At 37.2% G+C, this 20,164-nt stretch carries 19 protein-coding genes; 5 read left to right on the top strand and 14 right to left on the bottom strand.

Annotation, left to right across the window (positions count from 1 at the left end; translation table 11 throughout):
- Positions 1-35: 35 nt before the first annotated feature.
- The 13 genes from AB1444_13925 to AB1444_13865 all read right to left on the bottom strand — a co-directional run bounded on the left by AB1444_13925 (position 36) and on the right by AB1444_13865 (position 10,803).
- Positions 36-1,544: an AAA family ATPase gene (locus AB1444_13925; GenBank protein ID MEW6527750.1), complete on the bottom strand. Its 1,509-nt coding sequence runs from the start codon at positions 1,542-1,544 to the stop codon at positions 36-38.
- Positions 1,545-1,749: 205 nt separating this feature from the next.
- Entirely contained in the window at positions 1,750-1,992 is a 243-nt protein-coding gene (locus AB1444_13920) for a type II toxin-antitoxin system MqsA family antitoxin (protein ID MEW6527749.1), read from the bottom strand.
- On the bottom strand, positions 1,992-2,306 hold the full coding sequence (locus tag AB1444_13915; GenBank protein MEW6527748.1) for a DUF4258 domain-containing protein: 315 nt from the start codon (positions 2,304-2,306) through the stop codon (positions 1,992-1,994). The genes AB1444_13920 and AB1444_13915 overlap by 1 nt, the downstream gene beginning before the upstream one ends.
- 203 nt (positions 2,307-2,509) lie before the next feature.
- Positions 2,510-2,938 (bottom strand): DUF86 domain-containing protein, encoded by a 429-nt coding sequence (locus AB1444_13910; GenBank protein MEW6527747.1) that lies wholly within the window; start codon positions 2,936-2,938, stop codon positions 2,510-2,512.
- Positions 2,925-3,356, bottom strand: coding sequence for a nucleotidyltransferase domain-containing protein (locus AB1444_13905; GenBank protein ID MEW6527746.1), 432 nt, complete (start codon positions 3,354-3,356; stop codon positions 2,925-2,927). Before AB1444_13905 ends, AB1444_13910 begins: the two co-directional genes overlap by 14 nt.
- A gap of 252 nt (positions 3,357-3,608) precedes the next feature.
- Entirely contained in the window at positions 3,609-3,839 is a 231-nt protein-coding gene (locus tag AB1444_13900; GenBank protein MEW6527745.1) for a type II toxin-antitoxin system HicA family toxin, read from the bottom strand.
- Positions 3,832-4,044 carry a type II toxin-antitoxin system HicB family antitoxin gene (locus AB1444_13895; GenBank protein MEW6527744.1) on the bottom strand — a complete coding sequence of 71 codons (213 nt, stop codon included), beginning with the start codon at positions 4,042-4,044 and terminating at the stop codon, positions 3,832-3,834. The genes AB1444_13900 and AB1444_13895 overlap by 8 nt, the downstream gene beginning before the upstream one ends.
- Before the next feature lie 769 nt (positions 4,045-4,813).
- Positions 4,814-5,974: an ATP-binding protein gene (locus AB1444_13890; protein MEW6527743.1), complete on the bottom strand. Its 1,161-nt coding sequence runs from the start codon at positions 5,972-5,974 to the stop codon at positions 4,814-4,816.
- Positions 5,975-6,061: 87 nt separating this feature from the next.
- A complete protein-coding gene (locus AB1444_13885) occupies positions 6,062-7,276 on the bottom strand; it encodes an ATP-binding protein (GenBank protein MEW6527742.1) in 1,215 nt (404 codons plus the stop codon).
- A gap of 67 nt (positions 7,277-7,343) precedes the next feature.
- Positions 7,344-8,357: a GDP-mannose 4,6-dehydratase gene (gmd, locus tag AB1444_13880; protein MEW6527741.1), complete on the bottom strand. Its 1,014-nt coding sequence runs from the start codon at positions 8,355-8,357 to the stop codon at positions 7,344-7,346.
- 510 nt (positions 8,358-8,867) lie between these two features.
- On the bottom strand, positions 8,868-9,065 hold the full coding sequence (locus tag AB1444_13875) for an AAA family ATPase (GenBank protein ID MEW6527740.1): 198 nt from the start codon (positions 9,063-9,065) through the stop codon (positions 8,868-8,870).
- A 324-nt stretch (positions 9,066-9,389) separates the two neighbouring features.
- Complete coding sequence (locus AB1444_13870; GenBank protein ID MEW6527739.1) at positions 9,390-9,626, bottom strand: helix-turn-helix transcriptional regulator; 237 nt, start codon at positions 9,624-9,626, stop codon at positions 9,390-9,392.
- The gene (locus AB1444_13865) at positions 9,601-10,803 is read right to left on the bottom strand and encodes a type II toxin-antitoxin system HipA family toxin (GenBank protein MEW6527738.1); all 1,203 of its coding nucleotides are present in this window, start codon (positions 10,801-10,803) and stop codon (positions 9,601-9,603) included. The genes AB1444_13870 and AB1444_13865 overlap by 26 nt, the downstream gene beginning before the upstream one ends.
- Before the next feature lie 509 nt (positions 10,804-11,312).
- On the opposite strand from AB1444_13865, the gene AB1444_13860 reads away from it, so the two are divergent.
- The 5 genes from AB1444_13860 (at position 11,313) to AB1444_13840 (ending at position 18,376) form a co-directional block, all read left to right on the top strand.
- Positions 11,313-13,016 carry an acyl-CoA dehydrogenase gene (locus AB1444_13860; GenBank protein MEW6527737.1) on the top strand — a complete coding sequence of 568 codons (1,704 nt, stop codon included), beginning with the start codon at positions 11,313-11,315 and terminating at the stop codon, positions 13,014-13,016.
- A 180-nt stretch (positions 13,017-13,196) separates the two neighbouring features.
- Positions 13,197-14,651, top strand: coding sequence for a sodium/solute symporter (locus AB1444_13855; protein ID MEW6527736.1), 1,455 nt, complete (start codon positions 13,197-13,199; stop codon positions 14,649-14,651).
- Positions 14,652-14,744: 93 nt separating this feature from the next.
- Entirely contained in the window at positions 14,745-16,526 is a 1,782-nt protein-coding gene (gene ade / locus AB1444_13850; protein ID MEW6527735.1) for an adenine deaminase, read from the top strand.
- A gap of 99 nt (positions 16,527-16,625) precedes the next feature.
- Positions 16,626-17,642, top strand: coding sequence for an ankyrin repeat domain-containing protein (locus AB1444_13845; protein MEW6527734.1), 1,017 nt, complete (start codon positions 16,626-16,628; stop codon positions 17,640-17,642).
- Between the two features lie 143 nt (positions 17,643-17,785).
- Entirely contained in the window at positions 17,786-18,376 is a 591-nt protein-coding gene (locus tag AB1444_13840; GenBank protein MEW6527733.1) for a hypothetical protein, read from the top strand.
- A gap of 131 nt (positions 18,377-18,507) precedes the next feature.
- On the opposite strand, the gene AB1444_13835 is transcribed toward AB1444_13840, so the two are convergent.
- The gene (locus AB1444_13835; protein MEW6527732.1) at positions 18,508-20,136 is read right to left on the bottom strand and encodes a long-chain fatty acid--CoA ligase; all 1,629 of its coding nucleotides are present in this window, start codon (positions 20,134-20,136) and stop codon (positions 18,508-18,510) included.
- Between the last annotated feature and the right edge of the window lie 28 nt (positions 20,137-20,164).

Genomic DNA, 20,164 nt, shown 5'->3' with positions numbered 1-20,164 from the left:
CACTCTTCCCGCTTCCACTCAAATCCCACCAAATCCTACTGCTCTTTGCTAAACTCTATCCCTATTAAATATATTTCCTGAAATTTCCCTCTGTATTTTTCTGCATACTTCTTATCTTCAAGCTGCGCCAATGCCTTACCCTCCGGCTCTATCTCCACTACCTTAAATTCCAAAATATAACATCTTCCCTCATACAGTATCGTTAAATCTATTCGCCCCTTGCTGGTGTAATCTTCGGCCACCATATCAAAGCCAGCACCTGCCAAAAAACTATACACCACACTTGCGTAATACCCTTCATACTGTGCTATCTCATTACTCCTGTACCACTCATACGGTATGCTCGCAAAAAGTGACTTTAAGATATCTTTAAAAGTTTCAACTTTACCTTCTTTTAAACCTTTAATAAGATTTGCTACTAACCGTGTTGCTTCAAACCCTTTCTGTGTAAGATAACTTATACTATAATTGTTTAAGGATATTCTAACTTCTTTATTTGGATATGTTAAATAATACAGATACCCGTTAGGAATAGGCTCAAATCCTTTGATAGTAAGATATCCCGTCTGAAAAAGCAAATTTTCCGGCTCTATGGCATCCACGTCAAAGCTTCCAATTAGATTTTCTGATGCCACCAGTTCTGCTAAGTTTGGCATGTAAAATCTTTTCTGTACCAAAAGCTTAATTAAAAAATTTGGTGTACCCGTCTCAAACCAATAGGGATAAAGCTTCCTCTCCTGTAAATACAATAAGATGTCAAAGGGGTTGTAAACACTTTCACCAAGCCACGAGTACCCATTATACCAGCATTTAATTGCTTCCAAATCTTCTCCTTTTAACTCTCGGGCAAAAACATCCTCTAACTCAGATTGGGTATAGCCGCAAATGGCAGAGTAATCTTTGCTTAATGTAATATCTCTAAGCTGGTTTAACCCCGAAAATAAAGAAACCTTTGAAAATTTAGATACTCCCGTTAAAAAAACAAATTTCAAATACACATCCAGGGGTTTCAGTACGCTGTAAAGATTCTTTAAAACTTCTCGTATGCTTGCAGCTTCTCCTTTGTCTTCAATCCTATCTAATATTGGTTTATCATACTCGTCTATAAGAACTACTACTTTTTCTTTGTACTTCTCATTAGTCTTTAATATCAGTTCCCTGAAATATAAATTATAATCATCGTTTTTTTCACACATCACACCAAGCTTATTTTTATTTTCTTCAAGTTGCTTTGCAATATAATCTATTAAATTCTCAGAATTTTTTACTACCACTCCTCCAAAATCGATATATATAACCGGATATTTAACATCCCAATCCCAATTCTTCTCTAAGTATAGCCCTCTGAATAAATCCCTTTTTCCTAAAAACGCCTGCCGTAATGTATCCAGAAACAAGGATTTCCCAAAACGCCTTGGGCGTGATAGAAAATAATATTTACCTTCACCTACAAGTTTTGCAACAAAGGGAGTTTTATCTACATAGTAATATTCATCATTTCTTATTTCTTCAAAACTCTGTATGCCTATGGGTAGTTTTTTCACAGGTACTCCTTTTATTTATTAAATCATTATAACGAATAGTATATTTTTAAGTCATAGATTTTACAATTAAATTTTTCATTCTTTGACTTATAGTAATGCAACCCCCTCATTACGAGCACCGCAGGTGCGTGGCAATCCCGTCATTGTAAGGAGCACTAGCAACGAAGCAATCCCGAATTTACATAAGCCTTAAAACGTATTTCTTTCAACTTGCAATTTTTGAAAATTCTCTAACTTCAATAATTGTCCCTTTATGTTTTACTTCATTAACAACTCTTTCCAATAGTTCTGCCACTTTATCATCAATCCATTCCATCCCGCACTGCCCACACACTATAGCAGGCACATGCCGCACAATCACAATACCATCCTCTAATTCCACAGTAAAGGTGGTGTACCCTTCATTTTTTTCCCCGCCGCACAGCGGGCAGTAAAATTTTTCTTTCATTATTTTTTCCTTGTAATCATATCTTTTTCAAAATGATCGGCATCAGGATAATATGCAGTTATAATATAACAAATTTTATTTTCAATATCAAACGACACAACAGCATGTATAATTTTTACATTGTCATTATATGCCATTAAATAACTAGAAAATGGTTTGTCATCGATATAATTTTTTATTATTTCACCTTTTAAAACTGCTTTTAAAACACTGTCTCGTGATATATTCCTTTCAAATATCCTCTGCAGGGCATGTTTTTGCCATATAATTCTACCATTTGCAATTATTTCTTCAATAAGATCTTTATTGATCATATATAAATCCATCACGATTTTTCCATCATTGTTAGAATCGCCAGTGACGAAGCAATCTCGCCTTTCGTGGTATTGGGATTGCTTCACTTCGACAAGTGGTTGCTGAGCTCGTCGAAGCACTCAGTGCAAGCACTTCGTTCGCAATGACTTTTGCACCTTCCGTCATTACGAGCACCGCAGGTGCGTGACAATCCCGTCTTTCATCACTTCCTTTTAATAATATCCTTAAAGCGACTCTGAAATTCATAAATATCTCTCAACTTGTTCTGAATGATGTTATGCAACTCAATTACATCAACTTCCCAGTAAATATGAACCAATCTATTCCTGAATCGCGCCATCTGCATTAGAACTGCAGTAAATGATTCATCAAAGAGCGCTTGTTCCTTCATAATCCTAAATGTGTCAGCGTAATCATTAGGCTCTCTAAAATTATTTTTTGTGATTACATGATTACACAGATCAATCATTCCCTCTATTGCAACAATAAAATTATATTTTGCACTGGCTATTTTATGTGCATCCTTTTTAAACTGCTCAAGCGAAAGAGCTTTTAAATCTTCAAGAAGTTTTAGAGCAGCATTAATTTCTGAAAATATTTTTGCTACTTTTTCTTCATTATATAGTAACACACAGAACCTCTTTTCTGTACCTTTTTATATAAGGCAAAAAATCCAGATAATCACGTATAGTTTCTTCCTTGAAGCAGTTTCTTTTTTCTTCATCTTTAGACAACAAAAGCATTCCATTTTTTATAACTCCATATTTAAAAACCAACGGCGCCTTGTTTAAAATCCTTACATCCACTTGATATAACCCAATAGCTTCCATTAATATGTATTCCATTTGTAGCTCGTATTGCAGCACCGAATCTGGTATAGTTTCTACATAAATTGCTACATCAATATCATTGAAAGGGCAATTGCAAAGAAAAGTACCATGTACATACGCAAAAAGAACATTTGAATTATATTGCAATTCATTCCGTAGCACATTGTATATCTTCTGCTTTTGTTCTAACTGTAATAAGTGTCTTTTTATTTTTTCCATTAAGCTTTTTTCTCCTTTGAAAGCACTCCCGCGGTAATTAACTAATGCAACCTATCATTTGCAAACACCGCAGGTGCGTGGCAATCTCATCACCCTTCACCCATCACTCATCACCCATCACACATCACCCATCACACATCACCCATCACGCTTGTATTCGAAGCTCACCAAATCCTTTTGCTCTTTGCTAAACTCTATCTATAGAACTTTACAAATATGTACGCAATCTAATACCTTACGTTTACTGATATATTAACTACTATCCTTCATAAATTCTTCCACTGTTAGCTTTGCCTGTTTCAAAATACCGCGCAGAGTTCCAATTGCTAATTCTTTATGTAATGGAACAACACAACCAATTTCGCCTTCCAATGTTTGCTTTTTCAAAACAACATGGCTACCTCGTTGACGCACTCGTTGAAATCCAAATCTTTCTAATCTTTTTATTGTTTCTTCACCAGAAATTCTTTTTAGCTTATGCATCAATAGCTGCCTCAAAGGTAGTTAAAAGAGTTTTCGGGAAATCTCTTATATGAAATTCTTCAAGATATAACTCGGTAGCTTCTTTTAAATTTGCAATTGCTTCATCAATTGTATATCCTTGACTTACAGTTCCAACTTCTGGACACTCAGCAACATAAATATCATCTTCTTTATGAATTACTGCTGTAAAAGTATGTATTAACATTTTTCACCTCCAATTATATTTTTTGTGTAAATAATTATAACCTATTGTTTTCTTTTCAAAACTCTGTATGCCTATGGGTAGTTTTTTCACAGGCCCTCCCCCATCAATTAAATCTCTATGTAGAATAGTATATTTTTAAGTCATAGATTTTACAATTAAATTTTTCATTCTTTGATTTATAGTAATGCAACCCTGTCATTGCGAGGAGCGCCAGCGACGAAGCAATCTCGCCTTTCGTGGTATTGGGATTGCTTCCCTTCGACAAGTGGTTGCTGAGCTCGTCGAAGCACTCAGTGCAAGCACTTCGTTCGCAATGACATTACGGCAACAAGAGACCGCCACGGGGCTTACGCCACTTGCGGTGACAAATGGACAGCTTCGTCCTCTCAGTTTCAGGGGATTTCCCTGCCCAGGTTTTTCACAGTAACTATCGCCAAACAAACAAAAAACATGACATTAGTCTTTTATACACTTTTTTCTCAAGTTTAACTGACTCCTTCCACACATCCAGATCTTTAATAACCATCACTTCACCTATCACTCTTCACCCATCACTTATCACTAATCACTTATCACTCATTCTTTCTGTTTGAAAATCATCATATCAGCCAGCGTATCGCTTGAATTGTACAATATTTTTTTAAAATAATTTTTTTCCTCCTTTGAATCACTCTCGGCTATCGCTTTAACTTCGTCAGAGGTTATTGTATAATCCTTAAAATAATTTTTTATTTGTTAAAATCTATTCATATCAGCACACAACACATCGTTATAAAATTTCAATCATTAATTTAGCTGGATGAAGTGATAAAAGAAACTCTTCCAGCGGGATGCATATAATAGTATCCTTTTTTAGCCTTTGTTTGCCTCTATATATTAATGCACACTGAGCCTCTGGATAATCATCTTGAAAAGCCCGCAACCCTTTCAAATCGCTTGGATGTATGGTTGTTGCATTTTTCACCTCAATAGCAAATAACCCTTCCTGGCCGTATACTATAAAATCAACCTCAAGTCCTGAAACTGTACGCCAATAATAGAGCTCATTTCCCTTGTTTCTATACTGTATCCATGCACGCAAAGATTGCGCCACAAGCCCTTCAAGTGCCTGCCCTTCAATTTCTTCCGGTTTATCAAGTGGACCCTTTGGTCGTAAATGTTTAAAAACACCGGTATCAAAATAATATATCTTTGTATGGCTAATTAATTTGCGCTTTGCCCTTTTTGAAAAAATTGGAACTGCAAAACACAATAGAAGATCTTCCAGAACCTTTAAATACCCTTCTACTGTTTTGCGCTCAACCATACATTCACGAGCTACCTGGCTTACATTTAACACCTGAGCATGTGAAAAACTCAATGCTTCTAAAAAACGTGTAAAAGCGGGAATATTCCGTATAAATGCTTCGGCCTGTATTTCCTCTTTTATATAAAGCAATACATATGCAGCTAAAGTTTGCTCAGGATTTTCAGAAAAATAAACAAGCGGTACCAAACCATATTGTAATGTTTTTTCCAATACAAAATGATCTCCTAATTCAGCTGGCAAAAAAGGATGCATGGTATAATTGAGTGCTCTACCAGCAAGCAAATCAACCCCACTGCGCCTAAGCTTCCGTGAACTTGAACCGGTTAATATAAAACGGTATCCTTTTTTCTCTTCAATTAACGAATGAACAAATGGTAAAAGAGATGATACTTTTTGTATTTCATCTATAATAATATCTTTTTTTTGTGGTTGAGCATTCATTAATTCTTTTATTCGCTCTGGATATGCTGTAAAAATCCTGAAATATTCCGGGTCAAGAAGATCTATGTATAAAGAATTTGCAAACGTATTCTTTATCCACAGCGACTTACCTGTTCCACGAGGACCAAAAAGAAAAAAACTGGTTGTAGGAGGTTGTATAAAACGCTCTATAAATATCATAGTGGCATAGTAACACCAATTTATGGAATTGTCAATTCCATTTTTGCTGCAATTTTGGATTTAGTAATTCCATTTTTTTACTGATTATTAGCAAAGGTATTGCAAAAATCTGTCGGCGGAAATAACATATTGAACCATTGCATTATGTTGTAGCTTCTTCATTGTATCTTTTTTATGCACTATCTGTATTGCGTATGGTGTTTTTGTTTTAGCCTGAAAATAGAGCAGATTTTTTGATATTTCTTCATCAGCATATTTACACTCAACCATGAAAAAAGGCCTGTTATTGTTTGTTACAAGAAAATCAACTTCCCTTCCATCTTTATCGCGTAAATAATACAGATCAAATCTACCTTTTCCTGTATCATTCCATAAATTCACCGTTTTAAACAGATGAAACGCTACAATATTTTCAAATCGTGCTGCATCATCGTCTATTTCCACCCAATCATAGACATACACTTTTGGCTCTTTTTTTATTGAACGCGCTACATTCTTTGAATATGGACGTATAAAAAAAACATAATAAAACTGTTCCAATATCAAGAGCCATTTTTTTACTGAATCAAATGCAGCATCTACATCTTCCCGCAATGAATTTATTGATAGGGGAGATCCCACCTTTGATGGGAGCAATGCTGCTAATATTTCAATATTTGATATATCTTTTACAGCATACGCATTACGTATATCTTCACGTATAAGCGTCTTTTTTCTTTCGTTACTCCATATAGTATAAAAACTATCACTTCTTTTTATATATGGTTCAGGAAATCCAGAATATGAAAATAACCGTTGATAGATAGCATAACAATCGTTGCTACTAAAACCCTGCTGCAAACCTTCATTGAACCTGCCAAAATCTATCTCAGGATATACCAATTCACCTAAAGTAAACGGGAATAATTTTATTGCAAAATACCTTCCAAATAAACTATCGCCACCTTTTTTAAAAAGATCCAACCTCCCACTACCATTAATGATAAAATTAAATTCACTGTTGAATGCGTCATAACACCCTTTTATATAATTCTTCCACTTTTTGTATTTATGAATCTCATCAAAAATAATCAGGAATTTACTGTTTGGATCCCTGTTTTCATTCTGAAAAAAGTACGGATCATTAATAATACGCTTCTGATCAGTAACCACGTCCCAGTTGGTATACAATCCGTAATAGTTTTCCAATAAATGTTTTGCAAAAGTTGTTTTACCGCTTTGCCGTGGACCACTTATAAATAACATTTTATTGTATTCAGATAAAACTGCTAACGAAAAGCTTTGTATATTTCTTTTAATCATAATGACTTTTTTACAATAAACTGGGAAAAAGTCAAGACTATTTTCAATTTGAGTGGAAAATAGTCATTTAGCTATTTCGTTCTATATCGCGCTTAAGCATAATTTGTGCAAGCTCTGCAAACTTTACCTTTGGCTCCCAGCCCAACTCTTTCTTTGCCTTTGTTGCATCGCCCACCAGGTAATCCACCTCAGCTGGGCGGAAAAACTCAGGATTAACCTTTACCAGTGTTTTACCGCTTTTTGAGTCTTTGCCAGCTTCATCCACGCCCGTGCCTTCCCACACAATAGTTTTCCCAATATAGGTAAAACACACCTCAACCCATTCGCGTACCGAGTGTGTTTCACCAGTAGCAAGCACATAATTATCAGGGCTTGGTGCTTGCAAAATACGCCACATGCCATCAACAAATTCTTTTGCATACCCCCAGTCGCGCTTTGCATCTAAATTGCCTATTTCAAAGTAATCCTGCTTCCCACAGTATATTTTGGCGATAGCATCCGTGATCTTTCGCGTCACAAACTCTATGCCCCGTAATGGTGACTCATGGTTGAAAAGAATTCCCGTGGAAGCAAAGATGCCGTAGGCTTCGCGATAGTTTATTGTCATCCAATGCCCATACAGCTTTGCCACAGCATAGGGGCTACGGGGATAAAACGGCGTTGTTTCTTTTTGCGGCGTTTCCTGCGCTTTGCCAAAAAGCTCGGATGTTGATGCCTGATAAAACTTTATGTCTTTATTTACAATACGGATTGCTTCAAGGATATTGGTTACACCAAGGCCGGTGACGTTACCGGTGAGTACAGGGTTTGCAAATGAGTGTGCCACAAAGCTCTGCGCTGCCAGGTTATAGACTTCATCGGGCTTATATTTTTCTATTACGCGCACCAGGTTGCCGGCATCAAGCATGTCTATCTCTACCATGATAATCTTATCAAGAATACCCAGTTCCTCAAGTCTCCAGAAATTCGGCGTGCTGAGCCGCCTGAATCCACCAATAACGGTATATCCCTTTTGCAAAAGCAACTCTGCCAAATATGCACCATCCTGACCGGTAATGCCTGTAATGAGTGCTCGTTTCATATATTCACCTTAAACAAGTTATAAAAAATTTACCCTCTTCACTCAGCTTTAGAAAAATCATTAAGCCCCGTTTTTACACCTTCAGACTTTACCCTTTTCAGTAACTGCTCAATTTTTCTGCTGCTATTAATATCTATAAATTTATCACCACATTGCCACACACTACTGCCGGTGCGTTGCTAATCGCAATAGTGTATTCATTTCTCTGAATCAATACACAAGTAAACCTATTTTTTATATCTCCTTTGCATAAAGGACAATTCATATCTATTTCCTCATGGTCACATAATCATCTTCATAACCAGTAATTATATACATCTAACTCTATCAGCTTACGATGATGTCTGAATTATTTTGGTTATGTCATTTTCTCTTGATTTATAAATCATAAAAACAACCATCCCAGGCTAATAGTTTTCATCTGGTTCATGATGACAATAATGTACCGCCAGGTCAACAACATCTTTCTTTTATTTTTTATCTATACAGTGCAACAATTCAGGAATGTTTTTAAAGGGCATAACGTAAACGTGGATCTTCAATGGCAAAACGTCTGATGTCCGGTGCCTCAAGATTGACATATTCTTTATCTTTAAAAACATGCCTGTATAATGTTGTTTTCCCGCTTTGCCGCGGTCCTGTTATAGTGACAACCGGGGATTGTTTTACAAGTTCTTTAAGAATTTTTTCTATTTTTCGTTTAATCATATCGATGGTTTACAGATGTTTGATGATGGTCTCCTAAAACAAACAGTGGGAATCTCAATGACGCAAATGCAAAGTCATTGCGAGCGTAGCGCTTGCACTGAGTGCTTCTAAGAGTTCAGAAACCGTACTTTGGCGGGACTCAGTGCCCATTCTTCGACAGACTCAGCAACCACATGTCGGAGTGTGGCAATCTCAATTGGACAAGACAAGATTGCCATGCGCCTGCGGCGCTCGCAACTATGGGATTGCTTCGTCATTGCGTGCCTCGCAATGACGGAAGGGGCAAAAGTCATTGTAAAGAGATGTCTTTGGGGACACCCCCATTTAATCATCTTGCAAAGGGGGCAGGCCAACAATATTTCTGGGCTGTAAGGATAGCTCATACCCCATAGCCATTAGAATTTTATCAAGTGCTCTGACACTCACAGTGCCAAATTGTCCCTGTTCAATTTTTGACAATGTTGGTCTGCTTATACCCCCAATTTTGCACAGCATTTCCTGAGTCATATTCTTTTGTTTCCTAATCTTTCTTATCTCATTCCCAATTTCGTATAATGTCACCAGGCATCTCCTTTATAGTTTCGGTTTGTGTTAAAGAAAATTCCCACACATCGATCATTCTTTTCCCCATTTGTGCAAACGATTTGTTCTTAAAAATGTATTCCTTTATTTCAGTTATAGTATCTTTCACAGATGCCCTGCACTCCTCAATAATCATCTTGCATTCCTTTTCAGATAAAAATAAAAACTTCTGCCCAAATTTTTTTAATTCATCCAGTCCCGCCCATACCTTTCTTCCAAACAATGTCAGTGCTGGTTTATCTTTATACATATACACAACTGTTGTTACTACATCATATGCGGGTGATACACGTATTTTTGTCATATCAGGTTCATACAATACGCCAAAATTTCTGAGATGAGCATCGCCATTTTTCAATATAAAATTCAGTACTATCATTTTATATAATTGAATCATGGAAAAATTATCGTTACTTGTTGCTTGAAATATAACTTTTGCAACCTGCTCATAGCTTCCATCATATTTATGTATCCTATTTTTCCCAATAATGCCCAGTACTTCTTCAAAACCATAAGCATGTCCTTGTGTTTCATTGGTAAATTTTTCCACTATAAGAAAGCGTCTGTTTGCTGATAGGTACAAATTGGGAATTACAACACCAGCTTTTTGTAGTGCTTGCATTGAAAAATATTCATTTTCTGCTAAATACGGAAACTCCTGTCCCCAGGTTTTAATTATATATTCCCGGCTATCAAGCTGTACTTTATCAGTCACTATCGCTATTGTTTTTGGCTGTACCCCTGCAACTGCATTTTTATTCATAAAACGTTTGAGAAGTTGTATAAAACTGTCCTCTGAATCATACATAATTAGCTCATCTAATGAAGGACATGTATCACACGGTAGTACGTTGCTTTCTGTTTTAAAAGTAACTCTACCACTAATATTAGGTGCAAGGTATTCAAATAATAAGTAATCATCAATTTTGCCATATTCTTTGGTTAATAATTGTTTGAACAACTCATAGAGATATCCTTCAGGAAGGTACATTTCAAAGAAAGGATGTAAATAATGCTTTCGTAAATAAATCCTTTTTGTTGGAGGCATAACGAGAGAAATTTGGTGCAAGGATTCTGGAGAATACTCAAAAAAATACTGTTCATGATCCTTGAAAAGATATCCACTGTATGATGAATTTGTATAAACTTTGATCATAAAAAAACTCTTTTTGTAAAATTATTTTGCATTTTAGCATATAATAATTATTTTGTAAAGCAATATTTCCATTTTTTATTATTTCCCCGATTAATTCACTTTTGAACTTTGTAAAAAGAAAAGATAACTGACTATATTATAATAAAAAAATACATCAATTATTCATAAATGTGGAAAATTGAACAAAATATAAAATAATGTGCACTCCAACGCCGAAGGCGATGGGGGTGTACACTTTATTCATTAAAATTTTTTTAAGGAATTATTACTGGAAAAAACATACTATTTTTGTTGACCAATATATATACTGTAGTGCTATACTATACAATAATAATACTTTCAAGTATATACCAATTTGTATTATGGGCACATTAAAAAAACGGCTTTCGACCAAAATTATTTATATGATAGAAAGCTGTTTTATCATATATATTGTGCACACAAGGGAACATCCTAAAAAATATTTTTTTAGAAGTTCCCTTATATATTACAGGTGAATAGGGGGAACAATGTTATTTAATCCAAAAAAGTACAATCGTCATCATGCTGATGAAAAAACAAAAAACTTAATGCTCAAAACCATTGAGTTTTTTGAAAAAAAAGGTTTAAAAAAGATTAAGGAAGATGATCAAGCAGCAGTATGGTATGATGATTTTCTTGAATTCATCAAGAAAGAACAGGCCTTTGCCACATTGCTGACTCCATCAGGATATGGTGATCCCGATAGTCGCTGGGACATGTGGCGAATTGAAGAGTTTAATGAAATCTTAGGTTTTTATGGCCTGTGCTACTGGTACACCTGGCAGGTTACCATTTTAGGTTTAGGCCCAATCTGGATGGGACAAAATGAAGAGGTAAAGCACAAAGCTGCAAAACTGTTAAAAGATGGTGGCATCTTTGGTTTTGGCCTTTCCGAAAAAGAGCATGGCGCTGATATCTACAGCACCGACATGATGCTCTACCCAAAAGGTGATGGTACATACTTAGCTCGAGGTGATAAGTATTACATTGGTAATGGTAATGCAGCAGCGCTCATTTCAGTTTTTGGTAAAATGGCTGACACCGGTGAATATGTATTCTTTGTTGTTGATACCAAACATCCCAACTATGAATGCGTTAAAAAGATAAGTACTTCTGGTGTTCGTCAGGCGTATGTTGCAGAGTTTGCTCTCCATGACTATCCCATAACCGAAGCAGATATCCTGTCACGAGGCAATCATGCATGGGATTCGTCACTCAATACGGTCAATGTTGGCAAGTACGAATTGGGCTGGGCCTCCATTGGCATCTGTGAACATGCTTTCTATGAAGCTATAGACCACGCCGCAAACCGTAATCTTTACAATATGTACGTAACTGATTTTCCCCATGTGAAAAAGATTTTTACCGAGGCTTACGCACGGCTTGTAGCCATGAAGCTTTTTGCATTACGGGCCTGTGATTACATGCGCAGCGCCAATGAAAATGACCGCCGGTATTTGCTATACAATCCTATCCAGAAAATGAAAGTTACCATGGAAGGTGAAAAGGTTATTGGGCTGTTGCATGAGGTAATTGCAGCACGCGGCTTTGAACAGGAAACATACTTTGAAATGGCAATTCGGGATATTGGCATGCTACCTAAATTAGAGGGAACCACCCATGTTAACATGGCACTGGTTGTAAAGTTTTTACAAAACTTCATGTTCAAACCAAAAGACTACCCTGAAGTGCCACGGCGCGATGACCCATCCAATGACAGCTTCCTTTTCAACCAGGGACCAACAAAAGGATTGGGCTCCATACAGTTCCATGATTACCGCAAAGCGTATGAAGGTATCAAGAGTAAAAATTTAGAAGTATTCATGGAACAGATAGAAGCTTTTAAAAATTTCCTTGTTAAGGGAACACCCGATGAAAAGCAGACCAAGAATATTGATTACATGCTGACAGTTGGCGAGCTTTTCACGCTTATACCGTACACACAGCTTATCTGTGAAAACAAGAAGATTTACAATGTTGAAGATGAGATAATTGATGAAATCTTCAAATTTATTGTAAGCGATTTTTCAGCCTATGCAACACGTCTTTACACTGGCCAAAAGAACACCGACAAACAAAATGAGTTAATATTGAAGATGATCAAAAAACCTGTCCTTGATGATGAAAACTTCAACAAAGTGTGGAATAACCACGTATATGCATTAAAAGGCCAGTATACAATGAATGAATAATGAAAGAAAACAAAAGGCGCTTTAAAAAAGGCGCCTTTTGTTTTACTACCACAAGATTTTTTATCATTGACATCCCATTGTAACATATAAAAATACCTACATTCCTTTTGTTGTAATACGATAGCAATCCTAAATTGTGGTGTATGTCGTTACATTCTATATATAAAAGGAGAACTGGCAATGTGGTCAATTTCTTTACTTACCATCTTTTTAGTGTTAATGGTTTTTATTGGAGTCTGGGGCATGCGCAAAACTTCCACCCTGGGGGACTTCTTTTTAGGGGGAAGAACTATTGGCGCATGGGTATCGGCGCTGGCCTATGGCACATCATATTTTTCGGCAGTATTGTTTATTGGTTTTGCCGGCAAATTGGGGTGGGTTTTTGGGCTTGATGCTATCTGGATTGGTGTGGGAAATGCTCTTTTTGGCTCATTGATTGCATGGCTTATTTTGGGTAGACGTACACGCATTATGACACAAAATTTAGATGTCATGACAATGCCCGAATTTTTAATGGAACGTTTCAATGGAACATACATCAAGATGTTTGCTGCAATTATCATTTTTATTTTTTTACTTCCCTATTCTGCATCAGTATTTAAAGGTTTAGGACATCTCTTTGAAGTTAATTTCCATATCTCGTATGACTTAGCACTAATCATCATGATAGGCATTACCGGTATTTACCTGGTTTTAGGGGGGTACTTTGCCATTACCTTAACCGATTTTATACAGGGAATCATTATGATTGCCGGAGCTATCACTATGGTGTTAGTGCTTTCAGCAAAAAGTGGTGGTATAGCACAAAGCATTGCACTGGTTGCCCAGAAATACCCACTACACATACCAGCTGACAAGCATCCTGGATACTTACTGCTTGGTGCTCTCATTTTCATGACATCGTTTGGAGTCTGGGGCATGCCGCAGATGGTGCAGAAATTCTACGCCATTAAAAGTGAAGATTTAATAAAAAAAGCGGCAATAGTCACCGGTATATTTGCAACCATTATTGGCGTTAGTGCCTATTATACCGGGTCACTATCGCACATATTTTATGATGCTGTTCCGGCAATTGATGGCAAGCCTGCATTTGACAGGCTCATCCCTGACCTTTTGACACAAAATTTGCCCGAACCACTTATGGCAGTTATACTACTGTTAATATTATCAGCATCCATGTCCACACTTTCTTCGCTGGTTTTGGTATCATCGTCTGCTATTGCCATTGACCTGTACAAAGGGCATGTTAATCCGCAAATTTCAAAAGAAAACTCTGTGGCAATGATGCGCTTTTTGAGTGCTCTTTTTATTATTATCTCATATTTCATTGCACGATATGAATTTGCCATTATCATTACGTTGATGTCGCTATCATGGGGAGCCGTGGCAGGAGCATTTATGGCACCGTACCTGTACGGGCTTTTCTGGAAGCGCACAACGCTTGCAGGAGTCTATGCAGGTATGATTACAGGACTGGTAACGTCAATAGGCCTATTTTTCTATTTAGGTGCAAACCTATCACCTATAGCTTCAAGCGCTGGGATGCTTGCACCTTTTGTTGTTGTTCCACTTGTTAGCCTGTTTACAAAAAAGCCTTCTGACGAAACAATTACAAAAGCTTTTGAAAGGATTTGATAGAATTGTTGCAGCATACATATTTAGTGAATGTATGATTATATAATTTAAGCTACTTCAAAAAATGGTCAATACTTTTCAAAGGGGCACAGTATGGACTTTATACCATTAGAAAACATAACCATGGAATTAGCTGATGTGGCTATGGGTCGCCGAAAAGCTGATATGGTGATCAAAAACGGGACACTGGTAAATGTCAATACCAAAGAATTACAGGAACATGTTGACGTAGCAATGTATAAAGGACGCATTGCACTTGTGGGCGATGCAAAGCATTGTATTGGGGGATCAACTGAGATAATTGATGCAACAGGCCATTTTATTGCACCGGGTTTCATGGATGGCCATATCCACGTTGAAAGCAGCATGCTCACCGTAAGTCAGTACAGTAATGCGGTGGTGCCACATGGTACTACGGCAATCTTTATGGACCCCCATGAGATAGCCAATGTATTGGGGCTTAAAGGTGTTAAGCTTATGCTTGATGAAGCAAAAGATGTGCCCCTGCGTGTATATGCAACCGTTCCTTCTTGTGTACCTTCTGCACCGGGATTGGAAGATGCAGGGGCAGTGATTGGCGCACGTGAAATTGCACAGGCCATGCAGTGGGATGGCATTGCCGGGCTGGGTGAGCTAATGAATTTCCCTGGTGTTTTTAACAGCGTTCCTGAAGTACACAAAGAAATAGAAGTTACATTACAAGCAGGAAAACCTGTTACCGGTCACTTTGCCCTTCCCGACACGGGCGCTATGCTCAATGCATATGTTGCCAGCGGTGTACGCTCATGTCATGAATCAGTGCGTGCTGAAGATGCCCTTGCAAAGATGCGTCTTGGTATGTATGCAAAGATTCGTGAAGGCTCTGCCTGGCACGACTTAAAAGAAGTTATAAAAGCCATTACCCATCACAAAATTAATAGCCGCTTTGCCATTCTTGTCAGTGACGACACACATCCGCACACTCTCATCCAATTGGGACATTTGGATCATATACTGAAACGAGCCATTGAAGAAGGTGTTGACCCAGTCACCGCCATTGAAATGGTTACCTTAAATACTGCTGAATGCTTTATGATGAGCAAGGATTTTGGCAGCGTATCGCCATCAAAGGTGGCTGATATAGTACTTCTTTCTGACCTCTACAAGGTAACCGTAAAAGCTGTCATTATTGGTGGTAAGCTTGTTGCAAAAGATGGCAAAATACTTACGCCAGCCAAAAAGGTAACATATCCTGATTGGTCAAAAAACACGGTGAATGTTGGGAAGACATTAACAAAAGACGATTTTATTTTGAAAAGCGACAAGAAGCAGGTAAACGTTCGTGTTATTAAAATACAGGAAGCAAGCGTACTAACGCAACAGGTAGTTGAAACCGTACCTGTTATCAATGGCAACATAGCACCGGATGCAACAAAAGATATTGCAAAAGCTGCCCTTTTTGAAAGACATAAGGCCACCGGAACAAAAGGCATTGGCTTTGTTAAAGGGTTTGGTTTTACAAAAGGAGCTGTTGCTTCAACCGTTGCACACGATTCCCATAACCTTTTGATTGTGGGCACCAATGAAGATGATATGGCTTTTGCTGGCAATGAGCTGATACAAGCAGGTGGTGGGATGATTGCTGTTGCCCATGGAAAAGTACTTGCACTTGTTGAACTTCCTGTTGCAGGTTTGTTAACGGATGAGCCAGTTGATGTGGTACAAAAAAAGGTTGCAAACTTAGAAAAAGCCTGGAAAGAGTTAGGATGTACACTGGTGTCACCTTTTATGACCATGGCACTCTTAGGGCTTCCGGTAATACCCCAGCTCAGGTTGAGTAACCGCGGACTGGTAGATGCCGTTCATTTTACATTTGTGGATGTTGTTGCAGAGTAAATACAAAGCTAAGCGTTTCACCAGGATACAAACTCAATAATACAATTTATTTTTTTGTGTGAATATGTGCTAAGCAAGCCTAGCAAAGAGATCATCCCCATGTATATGTACAGTCCGGGTGATATATATGTGCATCAGCTATTACTCTATAAATATTCTATTACGGATGAATCGCTGGTAAAAATTTCTGCATTAGAGCTACCTCAAATCCCCGATATTGCCAGTACACAATGGCTTAAAGTGGGCACTGTGCTCTATGCAATGTTCCCCTATGGTTGGGATGGCAAACAAAGAATTCACGAAATTGTTTCATTTAGTATTGGCGATAGTACCTTTCAAAAAATCTCTGACAATGAAAAGGAAATTATCAGCAATAAATTTCACAATACTAAAAATGATGTGCTCTCCACCACACAGGTGTTGTATTATGTTGATTGCATCCCATTATCACAATGGGGTGTGCCATCTCCATTGACTTATTGCTCACCGTCAAAAAAAGAGCTTATACAAACATTTATAGAAGGTCTGGGCGATAGTTACTTTAAAGAAGAAGCTTTTAATACATTAGCAGCCGAGTGTTCTTCAAAAGAGCTTATGAACATAGCCGTTGCTATTGAAAAAAAATATTCTGAGCTTGAAAGTTACCAGCAGATGGAATATGCTTCCTACAGAGATAGATGGCAAACTCGTTTCTGGTTGGAAGCACAATATGGAAAATCAAACAACAATGGGAATTTACCAATAGCTATCTATACTAAAAACAATAGTGAAGCAAAAAATTTTATTAACCAGCTCTTAGATTGCAACTTCAGAGATGCAGCCGGCACAACGCTTCTTATGATTGCTGCATATACTGATAATGTTGAGATTGCTTCACTGTTACTTGCAAAAAACTGCCATATCAATGCCCGCGATAATCATGGCTGTACACCGCTGATGTACGCAGTGTTTGGGAACGCAGTACATACAATGGAGTTATTGCTAAAAAACAACGCTGATGTTATGATTGAGTCATCATCAAAATACATTGCATGGATGTATATTAACAATACAGGCCTACGTCAGCGGTATCTTTCACTGGTTGATATGGCAAAACATAAAGGAGGTAAACAATGAATAAAATTATTATCGTTTTAAGTTACTGTATTTTGATCATTTCTTTAGTTATGACAGGATGTACAAAAAGCGCCATTAATGAAAAAGACATTCTGGGTGATTGGGAAGCAATTTAAGGTGACTATCAAGAGATAAGCTTTTCAGTGGATAATAACGAGAGAAGATTTTCTGCATTGTTAGGCGGGAGGCTTTTCACCGATGGCACATGGTCTATAAAGGGAAAGGATATTATACTTACATTAAGCTCAGGTGAAACTGTGGTCTTTAAAGATGTAAAAATTGATAATGGGATTTTATCATTTAACGGTGCAAAACAACAGTACCAGCGTTTAAAAACAGTTGCGCAAAAAATTGATGAACTCATTACGTTGCTTGGCGCTATAGAAGGAATTAATTTTTCAAAACCTGTTGATACAACCTTTACCTGGAATTTTGAGGGTATTGGTGAAAAAAAACTGAAAGGTAAGTTGTTAAAAGCAACAATACCATTAACAACAGATGATTACACAGATCTATCAAACACACAAAAAAAGGTTATTGAGTTTTTAGCATCAAGGGAATTTACTGTGTCACAGCAAAATATAACCGAGATACAATCAGCGTATGAAAATGGACCTATCAAAGTGCTAATAAAACAAAGATCTCCCTTAAACTATAACCCTGAGACTGATGAACCCATTTCAGTAAAAGGTGACCTTGGATACTTAGAGATAATGTGCGGAGTAATTGAATAGTAGAATTATTTCTACTTTTGATTTCTGAAAATCAACTTATATATAAAAATAAACAGTGCCCCCTCAGAGGGGAGCACTATTGATTAATCCAAAAAAAGTTTTAAGCAATTTATGATGAAATTATTTAAATATTAACTTTTTAATTTCTCTAATTCCCGCTGTTTGAGCACCTTTCGGTCAGGTTTTCCTATTGCTGTAAGTGGCAGTTCATCAATAAATTCAACACATTTGGGAACTTTATATGGGGATAACCGTTCCTTACAGTACTCAATTGCTTCATTTTCAGTCATTGTCTCTCCAGGTTTGGTTACAATGAACAACTTCACTGATTCTCCACGCTTTTCATCAGGGATACCGACTGCACAAGCCCTAAGAACTTTTGGATGAGTGTACATGACTTCATCTATCTCACGAGGATATACATTAAAACCACTGGATAGAATCATATCTTTTTTACGATCAACAATAAAAATATATCCATCTTCATCCATATAGGCAATATCACCAGTATAGAGCCACCCATCTCTAAGGGCTATTGCTGTTTCTTTTTCATTCTGCCAGTATTCTGACATAATTGTAGGACCTTTTGCAATCAGTTCACCAGCTTCACCTGCTGGCAATTCTTTAGTCCCTGTATCCAGATCAACAATTTTTATATCATTATCCGGCCATGGCAGGCCTACGCTACCGGGTTTTCTTTGTGTAAAGAGTGGATTACAGGTTAACACATTAGAGGTTTCTGACAATCCATAGCCTTCAATGATTTTTGCACCAGATAACTCTTCAAACTTCTTCATGGCTTCAACTGCAAGAGGTGAAGATCCTGATATCATTCCTCTAATAGACCGTATCTTAGATTTTGGTGTATCCGGATGTTGATTTAATCCAATTATCATAGTAGGAACTGCAGCAAAAAAGTTGGGTTCATGCTTATTAATTGCTTCTAAGATATTATCAGTTGTTGGTTGTGGTACAAGAATAATGGCCCCACCATTAACCAGATTAACATTAATGTTGCAATTAAATCCAAAAATATGATACACAGGAATAGCCGCTAACGTACGCAACTCACCTTGCTTGAAAAGAGGTGCAAACCAGCACACATCCTGATATGCTATAGCAACAAGATTGTAGTTGGACAATTTACAGCCCTTTGAAACACCAGTTGTACCACCTGTATATTGTAAAAGCGCAGTATCGCTCCATGTTACTTTTACATCAGGTTCTTCATCTGATGAATCTGCAACAAGTGCATCCATATCATAAATACCATTTCCTTTTTCCACCTCAACTTGCATGCTTTTAATCTGAAATGTGATAACATATTTAAGTGGCGAGGTTTTTTCTTTTAATATTTCTATTGGCCCTTTTGCAAAAGCAGCCATTACAACAATAGTTTCAGTTCCACTGTCTTTGAGCTGGTGTGTTATTTCAGGCACAGTAGCAAGAGGATTTACCGGAACAACAATGACGCCAATCTTGAAGCATGCCTGTTCAGCCAGTATATATTGAGGCACATTGGGAGCCATAATAGCTAATCGATCACCTTTTTTAATCCCCATGCGCAATAAGACATTTGCAAACCTACGAGCAAGAATATTGCACAATCCATAAGGTAGTGTAATGTCATTAATTATTAAATAGGGTTTGTCGGGATGTTTTTCAGCATAATAATTAAAGAAATCTTTTAAAGGCGCTGGTGGATAATATATAGAATGGGGTACCTGTTTGTCATACCATTTATACCATCTTTTTTCCATATAGCCTCCTTATTTTCTTAATAATTTT

The sequence above is a fragment of the Spirochaetota bacterium genome, assembly GCA_040756435.1.
Taxonomy (GTDB): domain Bacteria; phylum Spirochaetota; class UBA4802; order UBA4802; family UB4802; genus UBA4802.
This window is presented reverse-complemented; position numbering and strand designations above follow the sequence as displayed.